This window comes from Dongia sp. P2_B8 (assembly GCF_056404715.1).
The window spans coordinates 987,165-1,004,113 of record NZ_JBFUDM010000003.1 but is presented as its reverse complement, the minus strand read 5'-3'; the positions used below and the strand labels follow the sequence as shown (position 1 = coordinate 1,004,113).

Here is a 16,949-nt window from a genome sequence, read left to right as displayed (position 1 = left end):
TTAGAAGTCGCGCGCGATCCGGAAGCCGTAGTTGAAATAGGCCGTCGGTCTGTTGTTGCCTTCGCGAAAGGCAAGGCGGCTGACGGGCGGCGGCGCATCCCAGGCACTGCCACGCACGACGCGCATCTCACATCTGCCCGAACGACGCGCCTTGGCCGTCGAACCAATGCCGCCGAGATCATCGTTCCAGCAATCGGCTACCCATTCCTTGGCATTGCCCAGCATGTCGTAGAAGCCGAAGGCGTTGGGGGCGAATGAACCAGCGGGGGCCGTGAAGACATAGCCATCATTGCAATCGATGACGTTCCAGCCCTTGAACTTCCTGGCGGCCGATTCATCGGCGATATTGCCATTGGCACAGATACCATCGGCGTCGTTGCCCCAGTAATAGGGACCGACGGCACCCCCGCGTGCTGCGTACTCCCATTCCGCTTCGCTCGGCAGCCGGTAGGGGTTGCCGGTCTCCTTGGCCAACCATTTGGCATAGGCCTGGGCATCATCGGCCGTAATGCAGACGACCGGATCCCGGTCGGTCTGGTCGAAGCCCGGTCGACGCCAATCATTGCCGTCGATGAAATCATATTTGCCGCCGGCGAGCTGGCCCCAGCAGCTTTTGGCCGGCTGGTAATTCGTCGCATCCGTGAAGGCGGCGAATTCCCCGCGCGTTACTTCCGTCTTGCCAAGTGCAAAGGCGCCGACCGTGATCTTCGCCGGCGGTCCCTCGGCGTCCGTCGCATCATCTTCGTCCTCGCCCGCACCCATGACGAAAGCGCCCGGTGCCACGGCAAGCAGATCGGGGCACGCAGGGCAGTCCTTGATCACGCTGCCGGCCTTGATGCCGCTCGGCAGCGATTTGCTGGATGATGGAGAAGCTTCCGCCATGGCGGTGGTTTTTGCGGGAGCTTCTGGTGTTGGCGCGGCAGCGGCCGGCTGCGCTGGACCTGCTTGGAAATAAAATGCACCGGTGAGAGAAGATGATTCCCACGGCACCTGCGCCTCGCTCGTTGCGTTCAGCACGTCGACGCGGGCGTTACGGAAGGTCTCTTCGATCGCGACACCCGGTTCCAGCATCGCCTTGGTCAGCGCCTGGGTATAAGGGCTGTTCTTCGCATCACCATCCGCCGCCGTCTCGCCAGGTGCTGTCGAATAGGCAATGAAGCTGCCCTTTGGCGCATCCATGCGCGCCAGCCCGCGCGTACTGCCGCGCATGCCACGCGCCAGCGGGTTGTTGCGGCAGGCATCGAGAATGATGATGTTGATGCGGTTGCCGGCAAATTCCATCTGCTTCAGGATCCAGTTCGCGGGCACGGCTTCCAGCACGGCATCCGCTTCCTTCTCGATCACGGCAGCGATCGGGATGAGGTAGTTCTCGCCATCGATCTGCACGCCGTGGCCGGCATAGAAGAACAGGGCAGCCGCATCGGGCCCCGCCTTGATCAGGGCAGATCCGAAATCCGCGATGGCACGCTTCATCTGTTTCTGGTCGGCGTCGACCAGCTTGGTGACTTTGAAACCAAGTTTGCCCAAGGTCGCGGCCATCAGATCTGCATCATTCGCCGGGTTCGGCAGCTTGCCGATCTCGGCACCATATTTCGAATTGCCGATGACAAGGGCGAGGCGCGGTTCGGCAGCGGCCGGCGTGGCGGCAAGTCCCAGGATCATGCAAACTAGCAGCGCCAGACGGTGCATTCTGTCTCCGATCCGACCGGTTATGGTCGTTCCTCACGGCCTAGCCCAGCCTGAGGAAACCCGCTAGATTGCCCCCACTATGCCATATGAATCCCTGCGCGACTTCATCGGAAAACTCGAAGGCAGCGGCCGGCTGGTGCGCGTTTCGGCGCCCGTCGACCCGCATCTCGAGATGACGGAAATCCAGACCCGCCTGCTGGCCGAAGGCGGGCCGGCGGTGCTGTTCGAAAATCCGGTCTCCAAGGAAACCGGCAAGCGTTATGCCATGCCGGTGCTGGTCAATCTGTTCGGCACGGTCGAACGGGTGGCCTGGGGCATGGACCGGGAACCATCGGGCCTGCGGGCACTGGGCGAGACCCTCGCCTTCCTCAAGCAGCCGGAACCGCCCGGCGGTTTCAAGGAAGCCTGGGAGATGTTGCCGCTCTTGAAGACTGCACTTGCCATGAAGCCGAAACAGGTCGGCTACGCGCCCGTGCAAGATATCGTCCTCACAGGCGATCAGATCGACTTGACCGAATTGCCGGTGCAGGGCTGCTGGCCGGGCGAGCCGGCGCCGCTCATCACCTGGCCGCTGGTCGTCACCAAAGGCCCCGGCAAAGGCAAGTCCGACGATTTCAACCTCGGCATCTATCGTATGCAGGTGCTGGGGAAGAACCAGACGCTGATGCGCTGGCTGAAGCATCGCGGTGGCGCACAGCACCATGCACGCTGGGGTGCTACGAAGCGCGAGCCCTTCCCCGCCGCCGTCGTCATCGGCGCCGATCCGGGCACGATCCTTGCTGCCGTGACGCCGGTTCCGGACACGATGTCCGAATATCATTTCGCCGGCATGCTGCGCGGCAAGAAGGTCGAGCTGGTTGACTGCAAGACCGTGCCCTTGCAAGTGCCGGCGCACGCTGAGATCGTGATCGAAGGCCATGTGTCGCTGGAGGATTATCGCGACGAAGGTCCCTATGGCGATCACACCGGCTATTACAATTCCGTCGAGCCCTTCCCGGTTTTCACGGTGAGCGCCATCACCATGCGCCGGGATCCCATATATCTTTCGACCTTCACCGGCCGCCCGCCGGATGAGCCTTCGGTCCTGGGCGAGGCCTTGAACGAGGTCTTTATTCCCCTTCTCACCCAGCAGTTCCCGGAGATCGTCGATTTCTGGCTGCCGCCTGAGGGATGCTCCTACCGCATTGCCGTCGTCTCGATGAAGAAAGCCTATCCCGGCCACGCCAAGCGCGTGATGTTCGGTGTCTGGTCGTTTTTGCGACAGTTCATGTATACGAAGTTTGTCATCGTGGTAGATGACGACATCAATGCGCGCGATTGGAAAGACGTCATGTGGGCGATCTCGACCCGCATGGATCCGGTGCGCGACCTCACCCTGGTCGAGCGCACGCCGATCGATTATCTCGATTTCGCCTCGCCGGAGAGCGGCCTCGGCGGCAAGATCGGGCTTGATGCCACCAACAAGCTGCCGCCCGAAACGCATCGCGAATGGGGTGAGAAGATCGCCATGGACCAGAACATCGTCGACCGTGTCAGTGCGCGCTGGACCGAACTCGGTCTGCCCGGCAGCGGCAAGCCGATCTGGAAGTGACAACGGCACCCACCCATGGCTGGGAACAGGTGAAGGCGTGGCGCAAGGAGGCACGCGGCAAAATTCTGGCTGCGCGCACGGCCTTGCCACCCACCCTGCGCCAGGGGATGACGGCGGCGCTGATGGAACGCCTGCACCCGCTGTTGCAGGAAGCCGATGGGCCGATCAGTTTCTATTGGCCGTTCCGCGGCGAGCCTGATCTACGCCCCTTGATGCGGGCGCTGGCTGCTGACGGTGTCGAAATCGCGTTGCCGGTCGGCAGGAAAATCGGCGAGCCACTGACCTTCCGCCCCTGGACGCCCGGTTGCGCCATGGCACGCGGCATCTGGGACATCCCTATTCCTGCAACCGATATCGAGATCCTGCCGCAGACAATCATCGCCCCCTTGGTTGGCTTCGATGCGGCACTCTATCGCTTGGGCTATGGCGGTGGCTTTTTCGACCGCACGCTCGCCGCGCGGAAGAAGCCTGCCGAGGTGATCGGCATCGGCTTTGCCATGTTCCAATTGCCGAGCATCCAGCCCCAGGTTCACGACATTCCCATGAACCGCATCGTGACGGAACGCTCTGCCGCCTTGGTGGCATCGGCCGGTGGCAGCTCGCCAGTCTGTTACGCCGAAGAATCCGACCCGCGCTATGCAGGCGAACTTGAAGTGCGCGAACTGGTGTCAGCCCTGCAGCCACTTCTGCCAGTCGTTCCGAGCGAGCGGTTACCGCTCCTGGATTTCATCCATTGGCGGTTGGGCACGAAGAGTGACGGTGGCCATATCGCGGCACCGGCGGATATCGATACTTATCTCGGCAAGCTGATCCCGCGGGTGCAGGACAATGGCATCCACGCCACCCTTCAGGCCCTGCGCGCGACGCTCGTCCCCTAAACTATTTTTTTGGCTTCATGGCCTGCCAATCGGCATCCGACATGGCAGAGAGGAAATTGAACTGGCCAGCACCCTGCAGCCATTCGCCGCCATCGATCGTCACGACCTCACCATTGATATAGCCGGCAAAGTCGGACACCAGGAACGCGGCAAGATTGGCAAGCTCGATATGCTCGCCGGCGCGGTGCAGCGGGTTGCGCGTCTCGAAGGTCTTGGCAAGGTCCGCATTGGGCACCAATCGTTCCCAGGCGCCGGGCGTCGGAAATGGTCCGGGCGCAATGGCGTTCAGACGAATGCCGCGCCCGCCCCATTCGACAGCGAGACTGCGCGTGAGCGCCAGCACACCCGCCTTCGCCATGGCGGAGGGCACGACATAGGCCGAGCCGGTCCAGGCATAAGTGGTGACGATCGAGAGCACGCTGGCCTTGCGCTGTTCTTGAAGCCAGCGCTTACCGCAGGCCAGCGTCACATAGGCGCTGCCATGGAGCACGATGCCCAGCACCGCATCGACCGCGCGCGGAGAAAGCTCCTCCGTCTTGGCGATGAAATTGCCGGCGGCATTGTTGACCAGGATGTCGATGCCGCCCGTCTGCCAGAGTGCAGCTACCATCTCTTCGACCTGCGCTGCGTCACGGATATCGCAGCGATGGACTGCGACCTCGCCACCGGTTTCCGCGGTGAGCTTGGCGGCGGCCTCCATCAAGATTTCTTCCCGGCGCCCGCAGATGGCGAGCCTCGCCCCCAGTTCCAAAAACCGCCGCCCCATCGCAAGCCCAAGGCCGGTACCACCACCGGTCACCAGCACGCACTTGCCTTTGAGGAGGTCGGGTTGGAACATAGTGACTGATCCTTTGATAGCGAGTTTTTGCCCCACCCAACCCTCCCCCTAAAGGGAGAGAGCTTTCGCGCCGCGCCACTTTCTTCTCCCTCTCCCTTTAGGGGGAGGGCCGTCGGCGGGGTGGGGGCTCGCTTATTGTTCCTTCGCGCGCAGCATTTCGCGCGAGATGATGTGGCGCTGGATTTCCGAGGTGCCTTCCCAGATGCGCTCGACGCGGGCATCGCGCCACATCATCTCAAGCGGCAATTCCTCCATGAGACCCATGCCGCCGAAGACCTGGATCGCCTGGTCGGTCACACGGCCGAGCATTTCCGTGGCGAACAGCTTCGCCATGCCGGCATCGCCATTGGTCATGGTGCCGTTCTGCAGCTTCCAGCAGACGAAGGCCGTCAACGCGTCTGCCGCGGCGAGTTCCGTCTTCATGTCGGCGAGCTTGAAGGAAACACCCTGGAACTTGCCGATGGTCTGGCCGAACTGTTTGCGGGTGGCTGCCCAGTCCAGCGCCAGCTCCATCGCGCGCTCGGCCTTGCCGCAGCAATTGGCGGCGATGAAGACGCGGCCGCCCAGCAGCCATTCACTGGCCACCTCGAAACCCTTGCCCTCTTCGCCCAGGATCTGCCGCTTGTTGAGGCGCACATTGTCGAAGAACAGTTCGAAATTATCGTAGGCGCGGTAAGAGACGCAGCGCGGGCCGCGGCGGATGGTAAAGCCTGGCGTGTCACGGTCGACCAGAAAGGCCGTGATGCGCTTCCGAGGACCCCGCTTGGTTTCATCAACCCCCGTCACCGTGAAGACGATGGCAAAGTCCGGCGTGCCGACACCCGTGATGAAATGCTTGCCGCCCTTGATGATGTAATCGTCGCCATCGGCCTCAGCCTTGGTGGTGATCGACATGGCGTCCGACCCGGCGCCGGGTTCCGTCAGTGCAAACACTTCCATCTTGTCGCCACGCACGGTGGGCAGAAGGTATTTCTCGATCTGCTCGTCCTTGGCCGCCATCAGGATGTAAGAAGGACGGCCGACGAATTTCTGCACCGCCCAATTGGCCTTGCCGAGTTCGCGTTCGAACAGCATCTGCGACATGACATCGAGCCCGCCACCACCCACCGATTCTGGCATGTTGGCAGCATAGAGGCCGAGCGCCTTGGCTTTTTCCTTGATTGCCTTACCGATTTCCGCCGGCACATGCCCCAACTTGTCGACCTGGCGCTCGACCGGATAAAGCTCATTCTCGACAAAGGCGCGGGTCGTCTCGACCAGCATGCGCTGCTCGTCGGTCGGCTGGAAATCGAATGGCATGGCGGATCCCTATCGCAGCACGGATGGGCGCAGCTGGGTGCCACGCCCGCATTTGGCTCGTTATCCTATACTCGGCCGCGTGCCCGACGAAAAGATCTATTTTACGATCGTATAATACAGCCTAGCCTAAGGGCGGTGCGTGAGATCATAGGCGTCCTCATCATGGCCGCCCCGATTGCTCCAGAAGACGGCCGCCATCAGGCCGATACTGAGACCGGACACCAGGACCGACCCCACGACCAGCGCCGCCATGCCCTGCCAGCTGATATCCAATCCCTTGAAATTATTGAAGACCCACAAGGCCAGGCAGACAAAGGCAATCAACCCTGCCGAACTCAGCGAATAGGCCACCATCCAGCGTTTCATCATTTCCTCCGTGATCCGACCCGATAAATCTAGTCATCATCACATACAAATACAATTGACTGCATTCATTTATTTTTGTATGTATTCAAACGTGAAATGTATGTAATCAGGCACGATCGATGCGCAAGAAAATCCGCCTCTGGACGCCACAGCTCGGCACGCGCAGCGGCCCGCTTTATCTCGCCATCGCCGATTGCCTCGCCGCCGACTTGCAGGCTGGCCGCGTGGTCGCCGGCCAGCAGCTGCCGACACAGCGGGCCCTTGCCGATGCGCTCGGCATCGACTTCACCACGGTGAGCCGCGGCTATGCCGAGGCGCGGCGGCGCGGCCTCATCGATGCCACCGTCGGCCGTGGCACCTTCGTGCGCGCACCCATCGCACAGAGCGCTGAAGACCGCTCGCCGGTCGATATGAGCATGAACCTGCCGCCGCAGCCGGCCGATGCCAAACTCGCTGACCTCGTACGTGACGGCATGGCTGCCGTGACAGCGCGGCCCGATTTTCTCTCGCTGATGACCTATCGCGACAGCGGCGGTGCCCTTGAAGACCGGCAAGCCGGTGCGCGCTGGCTGCAAGGACGCCTGGGCGATGTGCCAGTAGGCCGCCTGCTGGTCGCAGGTGGGACGCAGATAGCGTTGACTGCCATCCTCACCAGCTACGCTAAGGCCGGCGACCGCATCCTTACCGAGGAACTCACCTACCCAGGCCTGCGCGCGGCGGCCGAGCATCTCGGCCTGTGGCTCGAAGGCATTGCCATGGATGAGCAGGGCATGCTGCCATCGGCCCTGGAGGCAGCCTGTGGGGCCGGCCGCGCCAAGCTGCTCTATTGCGTGCCCACCTTGCACAACCCGACCACGGCCACGATGTCGGAGCAACGCCGCCTTGAGATCATCGCCATCGCGCGCCGCCATGGCCTTACCATCATCGAAGACGACGCTTATGGGCCGTTGGTGCGACATGCGCCGCCGGCGATCGCAGCCCTTGCGCCCGATATAACGATCTATCTTGGCGGCCTCGCCAAGGTGCTCACACCCGCCCTGCGCGTGACCTACTTGGTCGCACCAGACGCACGAACTGCCGACCGCCTGACCGGTGCGCTGCGCGCCACCAGCTTGATGGCGCCACCTTTGGCGGTGGCCCTCGCCAGTTACTGGATCATGGAAGGAATTGCCACGCGTCTCCTCGGCTCCCTGCGCCAGGAAGCCATCGCCCGCCAACGCCTGGCAAGCACCCACCTCCCCCGCAGCGACATGCGCACGGCACCCGAGGCCTATCACATCTGGCTGAAGCTCCCCCCCGCCTGGCCCCGCGCCACCTTCGTCGCGCATTTGCAGCGGCAAGGCCTGGCCGTGGTGCCGAGTGACGCCTTCGCCGTCACCGAGACACCGCCGGAAGCCGTGCGGCTATGCCTCGGTGCGGCTGCGGATCAGGCGAAACTCGATCAGGCTCTCAGCGCCGTCGCCGAAGCACTGGCACAGCGGCGAGAAACGTTTGCGGCGACGATCGTCTAAACGAGCCCGAGGATCGGTTTTAGTCGATCGTTGTAGGCACAATATTCTTCGAAGCTCAAATCCGGATTGTCGTCGAAGACGACGTAGACGCCATCCCTCAATGGCTTCACCGATGGCACCCTGCCATTGAGCCGAGAAATGACCTCATCCCGCCCAAAGCCCATGGCCTTACGGCACAATTCCTCGTCCCAGTACTGGGCAGGCTGTAGTGAGAACACATTGTTGCGCCCATTGAGATCGATTTTTCGGCCAAGCTGAAGTTTATCTAGTTCGGCTCTATGCAAGTCATGATATCGCGTCGAATATCCTTCATAAAACCCACGCGCCAGATACCCGCCAAACGCAGAAACAGCATCGGACAAATGTTGATAAAGCATCTGCTGGTAAGCTAGATGCTCACTATTTGTAGTGAAGGTGATTGTCAGTTTGTCGTCGTAGGATATGCCATCCTGATAGACATACGTCTTACCGCGATAGATGTAGTCGCCAGCTAGCCAGATCCCAGATACGGGATAGCCCACTTCGTAATGTGCACTCAGATGTTCACCACAATCTGGTGCCAGAGGAATTTGCAGGCCCTGCCAACTTAAGGGCTCCGGAAGCTTCAGCATGGCATTGACGACGACCGCATGGCGCTCTTCAATAGATTCCTCATGCCGTGGCTTATAGTGCATAAAATATTCAAACGTTGCCCCGCTCATTTCCCTCTTACCTTTATAATAATGATATCAGAGAAACCGTTTCTTTCGATAAAAAGACGTGCTTTCTGCGCAGCTGCTTCTGTCTCGATCTCATAGATGATCTTCCCGTATTTAGGATTCTGCTGTAGCGCCTCTCGAAGACGGCCGAGTGTAGCCTTAGTGGTGCTTTGACTCCCCTTGCTCCAGATTGCCATTTGTCTTTTGGTATCTGTTAATACTGCTCCGTCTACATCGCCAAACAATCCACCTGCATCAAGCCTAATAAGATTCTTGCCGTTTGGATTTGGATTTACATAGCGTATCGCAGGAACCGCAAATTCCTGAGTTGCTTCTAGCCAGATCACATCGGGATGGCCTTTCATAAACGCAATCCATTCGGCGGATCCAGTTGCTTTCTCCTTCACATAGATCAGTCCTAGATGGGGCCCAGGTAGATTATAGGCATCTCTCAAAGTGTAATGAATTTTCTTCGCTTGCTCCAGCTCTGCTCTAAAATTGAAAGTTGATTCGCCAAGCGCATCTATCGTTCCCTTTCCCGGTTCGTCGTGGAACGGAGAATTTGGCCCCATCCTCTCGGTCAAATCATCAAGCTTTCGAAGTGCAGTAGCGCCCACGGACTCAGCCGCAGCCTCACCAAATGCACCGGCCAGATTGTCCGAGTTGCGTGCAGTAATCATTGCTGCCTCCGCAGCGAAACCGGCAGCAGGAGCGCGCACGGTATTCGCAGCTGCACTCGGTCCAATCCCAATCCAGTTTTCAGGCGAACCCATCGAGCCAAAAAGAGAGCCCAGAAAATCCACTACGTACTCGGCTTTAGATTGCGGCGACGGGAGGTTGATCTCCCTGTCAATTTGAGCACGCCATGGCACGTATTCCTTTTGCTTTTCCTCCCACATAGCACGGTAAGCAGCTTGCTGGTCAGCACTCAGCGCTTCCCACTCTGTCTGCCATTGCTTCCGCTCATCTGGAGAAAGAAAATCGATCCTACGCTTGCCGCCTGCGATACCCAATGGCTCGTACATGCGATACCAATCGACAGCACCTTTGGATCCGGATTGTAGGAATCGATCCGGCGGTCGTGTTGCCAAAATGTCAGGAGAGCGAGCGTGACCGGATTTGAACTGTTGGATCGCGGCGCCCGCACCCGTGCTGTCAATAAACGCTCGTTTGGAGGAGGCATCAAATCGCCTAAACAGATTCGGCCGCTCAACTCCTGATTTTGGTTCATCGACCTGATCGGGCATGGCGGCAAAGCGGCCGCCATACGGCACAGACACTTTCATCTGCTCCTGAGATGCTATCTGCGGGCTTTGATTATCGTTTACAGATGTCGGTAGCGATTGCCTGACTTGTACTGTCCCCTTCGCGATGTACTCATCCTCGCCCGGCATTTTGTCCGCGGCGATCTGGTCGATCGTTTTGCCTTTGATGTATTGCAGGCGATGGTCGCGCACATCCTTGTCTTCGATGGTCTTGAAGTTGGCGAAGCGGTATTTGCCGTCGGGGCCTTGATACATGGCGGGCATCGGGCCGCCGAGGTTGGCCTCGGCGAGTGCACGGGTCTTGTCATCGACCTCAGAGCCCTGATGCCAATTGTCCGCGCTGACGCCTTGGCTGTAGGCCTTGCGGCGCCAGGCTTCGATGGCTTCCGGCGAGTTGAAGCGGAAGACACCATTTTCCCACACACCTTGGACATTCGAATTAGCCGGTACCTTCGGCGCGGGCTTCGCCTCGGCACGAGCCTCGACATGAGGCGGCCAGGCGGACGGCCGTTCCGGTGCTGTCATTCTGGGGGGCATTGAGATGGCTCCGCGCTTGCTGTGTACCTTCTTTTTCTATCATTTAATTCCTATTTTGTAAAGAACAAAAATAGAACATGATGCTTCCACCACTCCAATGGCGAGCGATCTAGCTCTTTGAAAATCTGAACAAATATTCAACGCATAGCGCCTATGCCACGCTAATCATTTACTTTTTGACCTCTGAATATTAGGATAGCTGACTTACTGAGGTGTTTTTGATGACCTATCCGCGGCGACATATGGCGTTGGACCTGACCGGGCTTTGGCTCGGGCAGCACGCGCTTGTCTGCCTGCCGGATCTGCCGCCGAGCGGGCCGCTCGAACGCGGCGACATCGAACGCTAGAGCTCTCTTCCAACCATCGAGCTTGATGACGTTCCAGAACGGGCGGGCTGATCAGCCGCGCCCGATTCTCGTCCTTGTTGTCGCCCAAAGATCGCCCCGGAGTACCCATCATGCGCGCACCCCTCATCCTCTTCATGCCGGCCCTCATTGCCGTCGCCGGCTTCGAAACCGCCTTGGCGCTGGTGTCGCCGCTGGTGTCCTTGCGCCTGGAGGAAAACGGCGTCTCGACCGCAATGATCGGCTTCGTGGCCGCGGCCTATTCACTGGGCTATCTCGGTGGCACGCAGATCTGCCGGCATCTCATCGTCAATTTCGGCGCACGCCAGACCATTGGTGGGCTGGCTGTCGTGGCGGCACTGAGCCTGCTCGCCCACGCCCTCTTCTTCGACGTGATGTTCTGGCTATTGCTCTCCGCCAGCTGCGGCTTTGCGATGGCCGGCATCTACACCATCGCCGAGAGCCTCTTGAATGTGCTTGCCAGCCGCGGCAATCGCGGGCGGCTCTATAGCGTCTATATGACGGCATCCTGGCTGACCGCAGGCGCCTCGCCTGTCGCCGTTCTCGCCGAAGGAACCGGTGGCATCATGAGCTTCATCGTCGCCGGGGCACTCATCTCGCTCGCCGTTCTCCCGGTGTTGATGTCGCGCCGGGCGGAACTGCCGGTGCCCGCCCATGGTCGCCTCAGCCTGCGCCATTTCCGTGCCGTGCCACCAGCGGCCCTCGCCATCTGCTTCGGGTCGGGCATCATCAATGGCGGGCTGCATGGCCTGCTGCCGAGCTATGCCGTGGAAACCGGCCTCGACAACAATGATCTCTCCGTGATGCTGACCGTGGCGGCGATTGCCGGCATCGCCGGGCAGTTCCCGATCGGGCATTTTTCCGACAAGGCGCAGGAGCGCATTGCGGTTGCCAAGATCGTCATTGTCCTGGGCACGCTGCTCAGCATTGCCTTGTTCGCATTCTCGAACTCCGGCTTCACCATGCTGGTGACTTTGTTCGGCCTGCTCACCGCGATCATGTCGCCGATCTATGGTCTGGGTGCAGCTCTTGCCAATGACCGGGCCGGGAACGGCTGCACGCTGGCAACGACCGGCGCTCTGCTGTTCGTGAATGGGATCGGGGCAGCTGTGGGCCCGATCGGCGCCGGCCTTGCCATGGAGGCTTGGGGACCTTCCGGCCTGTTCCTGTTTCTGGCAGGTGCCGCTGGCGTGATCGGCCTTGCTACGGCCAATCAAAAGCGGCTGGAGCGCGTCTGGCTGCTGGTGCCGCGCGCTTAATGGAAATCAGGCGGGGTGCTGGTTAGCTGCACCCCGTCTGAATATCTTAGCCAATGTCGAACTTCACGCCCTGTGCCAGGGGCAGATGGTCGGAATAATTGACGGTGTTGGTGGCGCGGCGCATATAGGCCTTCCACGCATCCGACCCGCTTTCGCGGCCACCGCCGGTTTCCTTTTCGCCGCCGAAGGCGCCGCCGATTTCGGCACCCGATGGGCCGATATTGACGTTGGCGATGCCGCAATCGGAGCCGACATCCGAGGTGAACAATTCGGCTTCGCGCACGTCGCGGGTGAAGATGCAGGACGACAAGCCTTGCGGCACATTGTTCTGCAAATGAATAGCATCCGCAAACTCGCGATACTTCACGACGTACAGAATTGGCGCGAAAGTCTCGTGCGTCATGACGGCACTCTGCTTCGGCAATTCGACCACGGCGGGACGAACATAGTAGCCGTTGGCGCAGCCGGAAACGCTGACGCGCTCGCCGCCGGTGACCTTGCCGCCTTCGGCCTTAGCCTGCTTCAAGGCAGCCTGCATCGCCTCATAGGCGCCCGCATCGATGAGCGGGCCGATGAGGGTCTTCCCATCCAGCGGATTGCCGACCGGCACCTGGCCGTAAAGCTTCTTCAGGCGCGGCAGCAGCTTTGTGTAGATATCTTCATGAACAATGAGACGGCGCAGGCTGGTGCAGCGCTGGCCGGCCGTGCCCACCGCGCTGAACAGGATGGCGCGTTCGGCGAGCTTGAGATCGGCTGACGGGCAGACGATCATCGCATTGTTGCCGCCCAGCTCCAGCAGCGAGCGGCCGAAGCGAGCCGCCACGCGCGGCGCCACTTCGCGGCCCATGCGGGTCGACCCCGTGGCCGAGACGAGCGCCACGCGCGGATCATCGACCATGACCTCGCCCACTTCGCGCGCGCCGATCAGCACCTCGACCAGGCCGTCGGGAATGGCTGTCCCCGTTTCCTTGGCAAAGCGCGCAGCTGCCTTGGCGAAGATCTTGGCGCTGGCGAGTGCCGTCAACGGTGTCTTCTCGCTGGGCTTCCACACCACCGAATTGCCGGCAACCAAAGCCAGCGCCGTGTTCCACGACCAGACGGCGACCGGGAAGTTGAAAGCGGTGATGACGCCGACGACACCGAGCGGATGCCAGGTTTCCGCCATGCGGTGGCCCGGACGTTCCGAGGCGATGGTAAGGCCATAGAGCTGACGCGACAGGCCAACTGCAAAATCGCAGATATCGATCATTTCCTGCACTTCGCCCAGACCCTCGGTCGTGATCTTGCCGGCCTCGACGGAAACAAGTTCACCCAGCGCCGCCTTGTGAGCGCGCAATTCCTCGCCGAGCAGGCGGACCAATTCGCCGCGCTTGGGTGCTGGCACCTGGCGCCAAGCTAGAAAGGCGGCCTGGGCGCGGGCGATCTTCTTGGCAGCCCCCTTGGCATCGTCGCAGACCAGGCGGCCGATCTCGCCCCCGGTGATGGGCGAGCGGACGATAAGATCGCCTTTTTTCAGCGCCTTGGCGTCGAGGCCAAGGGCCTTCAGAATCTTGTCGAGTTTCATGATGTGGCAGCTCCAAATGAAAAGCGCCCATGCATGCGCCAGACGCGTCGATCTTGTCAACTGACCCCCTGCTGCAGGCCTATTTGGCAGCCTGCGGGGAACTTTTCCCGGATCGTGGGCTTTGAGCAGCGGGATAGCCGCCTGCTTGCCCTGCCCGCCACAAGTGGCGAGAATGGGTTCCCACCTTTGCAACTACCGGAGACGAGTCGATGGCGCGCCTGCAAAATTGGTCGATTGGGTATGGGCTGAAACAGGCCCTGCTGGCGGGTGCCACGACCGCGGTCCTGGCCGTTACGGTCCTGGCCGTTACGGTCCTAGGCTGGGCGACGCCGTCCCGCGCCGAGAGCCTGCTTGATATAGCGCCGGCGCCGGAACTGGCGCCCGGCCAGGCCTGGGCCTCCATCGCCGAGATGATGATGGTCTATTATGACGTCCCCAATACCGGACCGGGCGAGATGCAATGCAGCCTCGCCTTCTTCCTGACCGGCACGCAGAACTGTTACAAATCCCCGGACGAAAGCGAATTCACTGCAGTGAGCCGCATCGTCAAAGGCTATTCGCAATATGCGCTGGAATCGTTTGGTGAAGTTCCCGTTGCCATGCGCTGGGAAGAAGCCAGGACGATCTCGCCCCAGGACATCATCCAGGAGATCAAATTCGAGCGGCCGATTCTGGTGCAGATCGAGCCGGCCCCGAACGAGGGTCAGAACAAGGCCGAGAAGCGTGCTGTCCTGATTGTCGGTTTCGATGGGACGGCCGACAATTTGCAGCTCATCATCAACGACCCCAAGATCTACCAGCCGACCGAGAACCCCTATCTTGAATTCGGTGGCAGGATTCGGGACCAAAGCGGGCAGTACCAGATCGGATATGCCGATTTCCTGTCGTTCTTGAAGTGGTCGGCGACGCTCTACAAGATCAAGCCGGATTGAGTAACATCAAGCGGCAGCTCGATAATTTCCCAAGCCATGCGGGTTGCACAGGGCCGGCATGGCGGGGGTAAACGTCAATTATCTTGACATATGGACGGCCCGGCTTCATATCTCGCGGGCATTTCTTGTGGATTGCGCGCTTACGCCCTGGTTTGGCCGATTGCTTATGGCCACTTTTTCGGCGTCCATCCCGAGATACATATCCCACGTCATAGATTCCTGAGCAGGCGCGCCTTGGGTTCGCCCGCCGGCTATTTGCCCGCGCGCCCATCGGCGCACGCGTAACTCCCTTGCGGCATGACAATGAACTGCCAAAAGGAATTAAGGCATTGAATACGCATACCCAAACGACCCCCGCCACCAAGGTTCTGGCGGATTTCGCCTCGCTCAACTTGGTTGAACCGTTGATGCAGGCTGTGACCGAATCCGGTTACACCACACCCACTCCGATCCAGGCCCAGTCGATCCCCGCTTTGCTGGAAGGCCATGACCTGCTCGGCCTCGCCCAGACCGGCACTGGCAAGACGGCCGCCTTCGTCCTCCCCATGCTTCAGCGCATGATGGCCAACCGCAAGCAGCCGCAGCCGAAATCGGCGCGCGCCCTGATCCTGACACCGACCCGCGAGCTCGCCGTCCAGATCAACGACAGCATCAAGACCTATGGTCGCCACCTGCCGCTGCGCTCCACCGTCATTTTCGGTGGCGTCGGCTCGGTCCCCCAGATCAACACCATGCGCCGCGGCGTCGACTTTGTTGTGGCCACGCCGGGTCGCCTGCTCGATCTCATGAACCAGGGCCATGTGTCGCTCTCCTCGGTCGAATTCTTCGTGCTCGACGAAGCCGACCGCATGCTCGACATGGGCTTCATCCGTGACATTCGCAAGATCGTAGCGACGCTGCCGGTGCGCCGTCAGACGCTGCTGTTCTCGGCCACCATGCCGAACGAAATCGCCGACCTCGCCAACAGCCTGCTCACCAAGCCGAAGCGCGTCGAAGTGGTCCCGCAATCGACCACCGCCGAGCGGATCGACCAGATCGTCTATATGGTGCCCAAGGCCGCCAAGCGCCGCGTGCTCGCCGATTTGTTGAACGGCCCGGGCGTCACCCGTTCCATCGTCTTCACCCGCACCAAGCGCGGCGCCGACCGCGTCTCCGAACAGTTGGAGCGTGACGGCATCCGCAGCGCCGCGATCCATGGCAATAAGGGCCAGAGCGCCCGCCAGATCGCCTTGGGCTCGTTCCGCAACGGCAGCGTCAAGGTGCTGGTCGCAACCGATATCGCCGCGCGCGGCATCGATGTCGACGGCATCAGCCATGTCGTCAACTATGATCTGCCGCTGGAACCGGAAAGCTATGTGCACCGTATCGGCCGTACGGCCCGTGCCGGTGCCACCGGCATCGCCATCAGCCTGTGCGATGGCGAAGAGCGCAGCCTGCTGCGCGATATCGAGAAGATCGTGCGCATGAAGATCCCGGTGGTCGATGATCATCCGTTGGCCAAAGGCGGCAGCGATGCCGGCGCCGGCGAACAGATCACACTCCATCGCGCCCAGAGCATCCGCCAGGACCAGGAACGCACCCAAAGCCGTGGCCCGAGCCGTGGTGGCCGCAATGGTGCCGGGCATGGTGGTGGTGACCGCAATCGCGGTGGCCAAGCCCGTGGCGAACATCGTGGCGAGCGCGGCCATGCCGCTCGCGGCGACCGTGATCGTGCCCCAGCGAAGAATGCCGATTTCCGTGGCGGTGACTTCCGCGAACAGGAAGCGCGCCAGCCCCGTGGTGAAGCCCAACCTCGGGCCGCACGCTCCACACAGCCGCGTGGCGAAGCCCGAGGAGACCGCAGCCATAACCGCCATCCCGAGACACGCCCGGAAAACCGTGACGCGCGCCCGCGTCGTGACGACCGGCCGCGCCGCGACGAGGGTGGTGAAAGCCGCTTCGAAGCCGAACGCCGCCAGGCCGGTGGGCATCGTCCCGAACCCGTCCGTGTCGCCGAACCGCGCCGCGAACCGGTGCGGCCGGACGGTGAGCATCGCCGCATCGACTATCGCGCCCGCGCCGAACAGAGTGAACGCAAGCCTGGGGTCCATCGTGGTCCAGGCAGCAATCGTTCGCCGCGTACCGAAAAGAGCACGCCGCGCAGCTAACCGGTTGCCA

Annotated in this window: 14 protein-coding genes; 7 read left to right on the top strand and 7 right to left on the bottom strand. The window is 61.1% G+C overall.

Annotated elements, in window-relative coordinates; genetic code table 11:
* Window positions 1–1,689, bottom strand: coding sequence for an SUMF1/EgtB/PvdO family nonheme iron enzyme (locus AC1DWZ_RS12250; RefSeq protein ID WP_477169172.1), 1,689 nt, complete (start codon window positions 1,687–1,689; stop codon window positions 1–3).
* Window positions 1,690–1,768: 79 nt separating this feature from the next.
* On the opposite strand from AC1DWZ_RS12250, the gene AC1DWZ_RS12245 reads away from it, so the two are divergent.
* Together AC1DWZ_RS12245 and AC1DWZ_RS12240 are read left to right on the top strand one after the other, a co-directional pair.
* Window positions 1,769–3,280 (top strand): UbiD family decarboxylase, encoded by a 1,512-nt coding sequence (locus AC1DWZ_RS12245; protein ID WP_477169171.1) that lies wholly within the window; start codon window positions 1,769–1,771, stop codon window positions 3,278–3,280.
* Window positions 3,277–4,158, top strand: coding sequence for a 5-formyltetrahydrofolate cyclo-ligase (locus tag AC1DWZ_RS12240; RefSeq protein ID WP_477169170.1), 882 nt, complete (start codon window positions 3,277–3,279; stop codon window positions 4,156–4,158). The genes AC1DWZ_RS12245 and AC1DWZ_RS12240 overlap by 4 nt, the downstream gene beginning before the upstream one ends.
* Before the next feature lies 1 nt (window position 4,159).
* Here AC1DWZ_RS12240 and AC1DWZ_RS12235 read toward each other — a convergent pair whose 3' ends face one another.
* The 3 genes from AC1DWZ_RS12235 to AC1DWZ_RS12225 all read right to left on the bottom strand — a co-directional run bounded on the left by AC1DWZ_RS12235 (window position 4,160) and on the right by AC1DWZ_RS12225 (window position 6,661).
* Entirely contained in the window at window positions 4,160–4,996 is an 837-nt protein-coding gene (locus tag AC1DWZ_RS12235; protein ID WP_477169169.1) for an SDR family oxidoreductase, read from the bottom strand.
* Between the two features lie 132 nt (window positions 4,997–5,128).
* Window positions 5,129–6,295 carry an acyl-CoA dehydrogenase family protein gene (locus tag AC1DWZ_RS12230; protein WP_477169168.1) on the bottom strand — a complete coding sequence of 389 codons (1,167 nt, stop codon included), beginning with the start codon at window positions 6,293–6,295 and terminating at the stop codon, window positions 5,129–5,131.
* Between the two features lie 126 nt (window positions 6,296–6,421).
* Complete coding sequence (locus AC1DWZ_RS12225) at window positions 6,422–6,661, bottom strand: hypothetical protein (RefSeq protein WP_477169167.1); 240 nt, start codon at window positions 6,659–6,661, stop codon at window positions 6,422–6,424.
* 119 nt (window positions 6,662–6,780) lie between these two features.
* Here AC1DWZ_RS12225 and AC1DWZ_RS12220 point away from each other — a divergent pair, with 119 nt between their 5' ends.
* A complete protein-coding gene (locus AC1DWZ_RS12220) occupies window positions 6,781–8,172 on the top strand; it encodes an aminotransferase-like domain-containing protein (protein ID WP_477169166.1) in 1,392 nt (463 codons plus the stop codon).
* On the opposite strand, the gene AC1DWZ_RS12215 is transcribed toward AC1DWZ_RS12220, so the two are convergent.
* Both AC1DWZ_RS12215 and AC1DWZ_RS12210 read right to left on the bottom strand, forming a co-directional pair.
* The gene (locus tag AC1DWZ_RS12215) at window positions 8,169–8,873 is read right to left on the bottom strand and encodes a hypothetical protein (protein ID WP_477169165.1); all 705 of its coding nucleotides are present in this window, start codon (window positions 8,871–8,873) and stop codon (window positions 8,169–8,171) included. The genes AC1DWZ_RS12220 and AC1DWZ_RS12215 overlap by 4 nt on opposite strands.
* Window positions 8,870–10,660: a hypothetical protein gene (locus tag AC1DWZ_RS12210; protein ID WP_477169164.1), complete on the bottom strand. Its 1,791-nt coding sequence runs from the start codon at window positions 10,658–10,660 to the stop codon at window positions 8,870–8,872. The genes AC1DWZ_RS12215 and AC1DWZ_RS12210 overlap by 4 nt, the downstream gene beginning before the upstream one ends.
* A 233-nt stretch (window positions 10,661–10,893) precedes the next feature.
* On the opposite strand from AC1DWZ_RS12210, the gene AC1DWZ_RS12205 reads away from it, so the two are divergent.
* The gene (locus AC1DWZ_RS12205; protein WP_477169163.1) at window positions 10,894–11,019 is read left to right on the top strand and encodes a hypothetical protein; all 126 of its coding nucleotides are present in this window, start codon (window positions 10,894–10,896) and stop codon (window positions 11,017–11,019) included.
* Between the two features lie 110 nt (window positions 11,020–11,129).
* Window positions 11,130–12,296: an MFS transporter gene (locus tag AC1DWZ_RS12200; protein ID WP_477169162.1), complete on the top strand. Its 1,167-nt coding sequence runs from the start codon at window positions 11,130–11,132 to the stop codon at window positions 12,294–12,296.
* A 46-nt stretch (window positions 12,297–12,342) separates the two neighbouring features.
* Here the strand turns inward: AC1DWZ_RS12200 and amaB are convergent, their stop codons facing one another.
* Window positions 12,343–13,860 (bottom strand): L-piperidine-6-carboxylate dehydrogenase, encoded by a 1,518-nt coding sequence (amaB, locus tag AC1DWZ_RS12195; protein ID WP_477169161.1) that lies wholly within the window; start codon window positions 13,858–13,860, stop codon window positions 12,343–12,345.
* 209 nt (window positions 13,861–14,069) lie between these two features.
* Between amaB and AC1DWZ_RS12190 the strand changes: the two genes are divergently transcribed.
* Window positions 14,070–14,792 carry a hypothetical protein gene (locus tag AC1DWZ_RS12190; protein ID WP_477169160.1) on the top strand — a complete coding sequence of 241 codons (723 nt, stop codon included), beginning with the start codon at window positions 14,070–14,072 and terminating at the stop codon, window positions 14,790–14,792.
* 329 nt (window positions 14,793–15,121) lie between these two features.
* Complete coding sequence (locus AC1DWZ_RS12185; RefSeq protein ID WP_477169159.1) at window positions 15,122–16,939, top strand: DEAD/DEAH box helicase; 1,818 nt, start codon at window positions 15,122–15,124, stop codon at window positions 16,937–16,939.
* Window positions 16,940–16,949: the final 10 nt, after the last annotated feature.

Coding starts and splice junctions, on each gene's coding strand:
- AC1DWZ_RS12220 (WP_477169166.1), top strand. CDS start 6,781: ATGCGCAAGAAAATCCGCCTCTGGACGCCACAGCTCGGCACGCGCAGC.
- AC1DWZ_RS12215 (WP_477169165.1), bottom strand. CDS start 8,873: ATGAGCGGGGCAACGTTTGAATATTTTATGCACTATAAGCCACGGCAT.
- AC1DWZ_RS12200 (WP_477169162.1), top strand. CDS start 11,130: ATGCGCGCACCCCTCATCCTCTTCATGCCGGCCCTCATTGCCGTCGCC.
- AC1DWZ_RS12210 (WP_477169164.1), bottom strand. CDS start 10,660: ATGACAGCACCGGAACGGCCGTCCGCCTGGCCGCCTCATGTCGAGGCT.
- AC1DWZ_RS12250 (WP_477169172.1), bottom strand. CDS start 1,689: ATGCACCGTCTGGCGCTGCTAGTTTGCATGATCCTGGGACTTGCCGCC.
- AC1DWZ_RS12235 (WP_477169169.1), bottom strand. CDS start 4,996: ATGTTCCAACCCGACCTCCTCAAAGGCAAGTGCGTGCTGGTGACCGGT.
- AC1DWZ_RS12205 (WP_477169163.1), top strand. CDS start 10,894: ATGACCTATCCGCGGCGACATATGGCGTTGGACCTGACCGGGCTTTGG.
- AC1DWZ_RS12245 (WP_477169171.1), top strand. CDS start 1,769: ATGCCATATGAATCCCTGCGCGACTTCATCGGAAAACTCGAAGGCAGC.
- AC1DWZ_RS12230 (WP_477169168.1), bottom strand. CDS start 6,295: ATGCCATTCGATTTCCAGCCGACCGACGAGCAGCGCATGCTGGTCGAG.
- AC1DWZ_RS12190 (WP_477169160.1), top strand. CDS start 14,070: ATGGCGCGCCTGCAAAATTGGTCGATTGGGTATGGGCTGAAACAGGCC.
- AC1DWZ_RS12225 (WP_477169167.1), bottom strand. CDS start 6,661: ATGAAACGCTGGATGGTGGCCTATTCGCTGAGTTCGGCAGGGTTGATT.
- amaB (WP_477169161.1), bottom strand. CDS start 13,860: ATGAAACTCGACAAGATTCTGAAGGCCCTTGGCCTCGACGCCAAGGCG.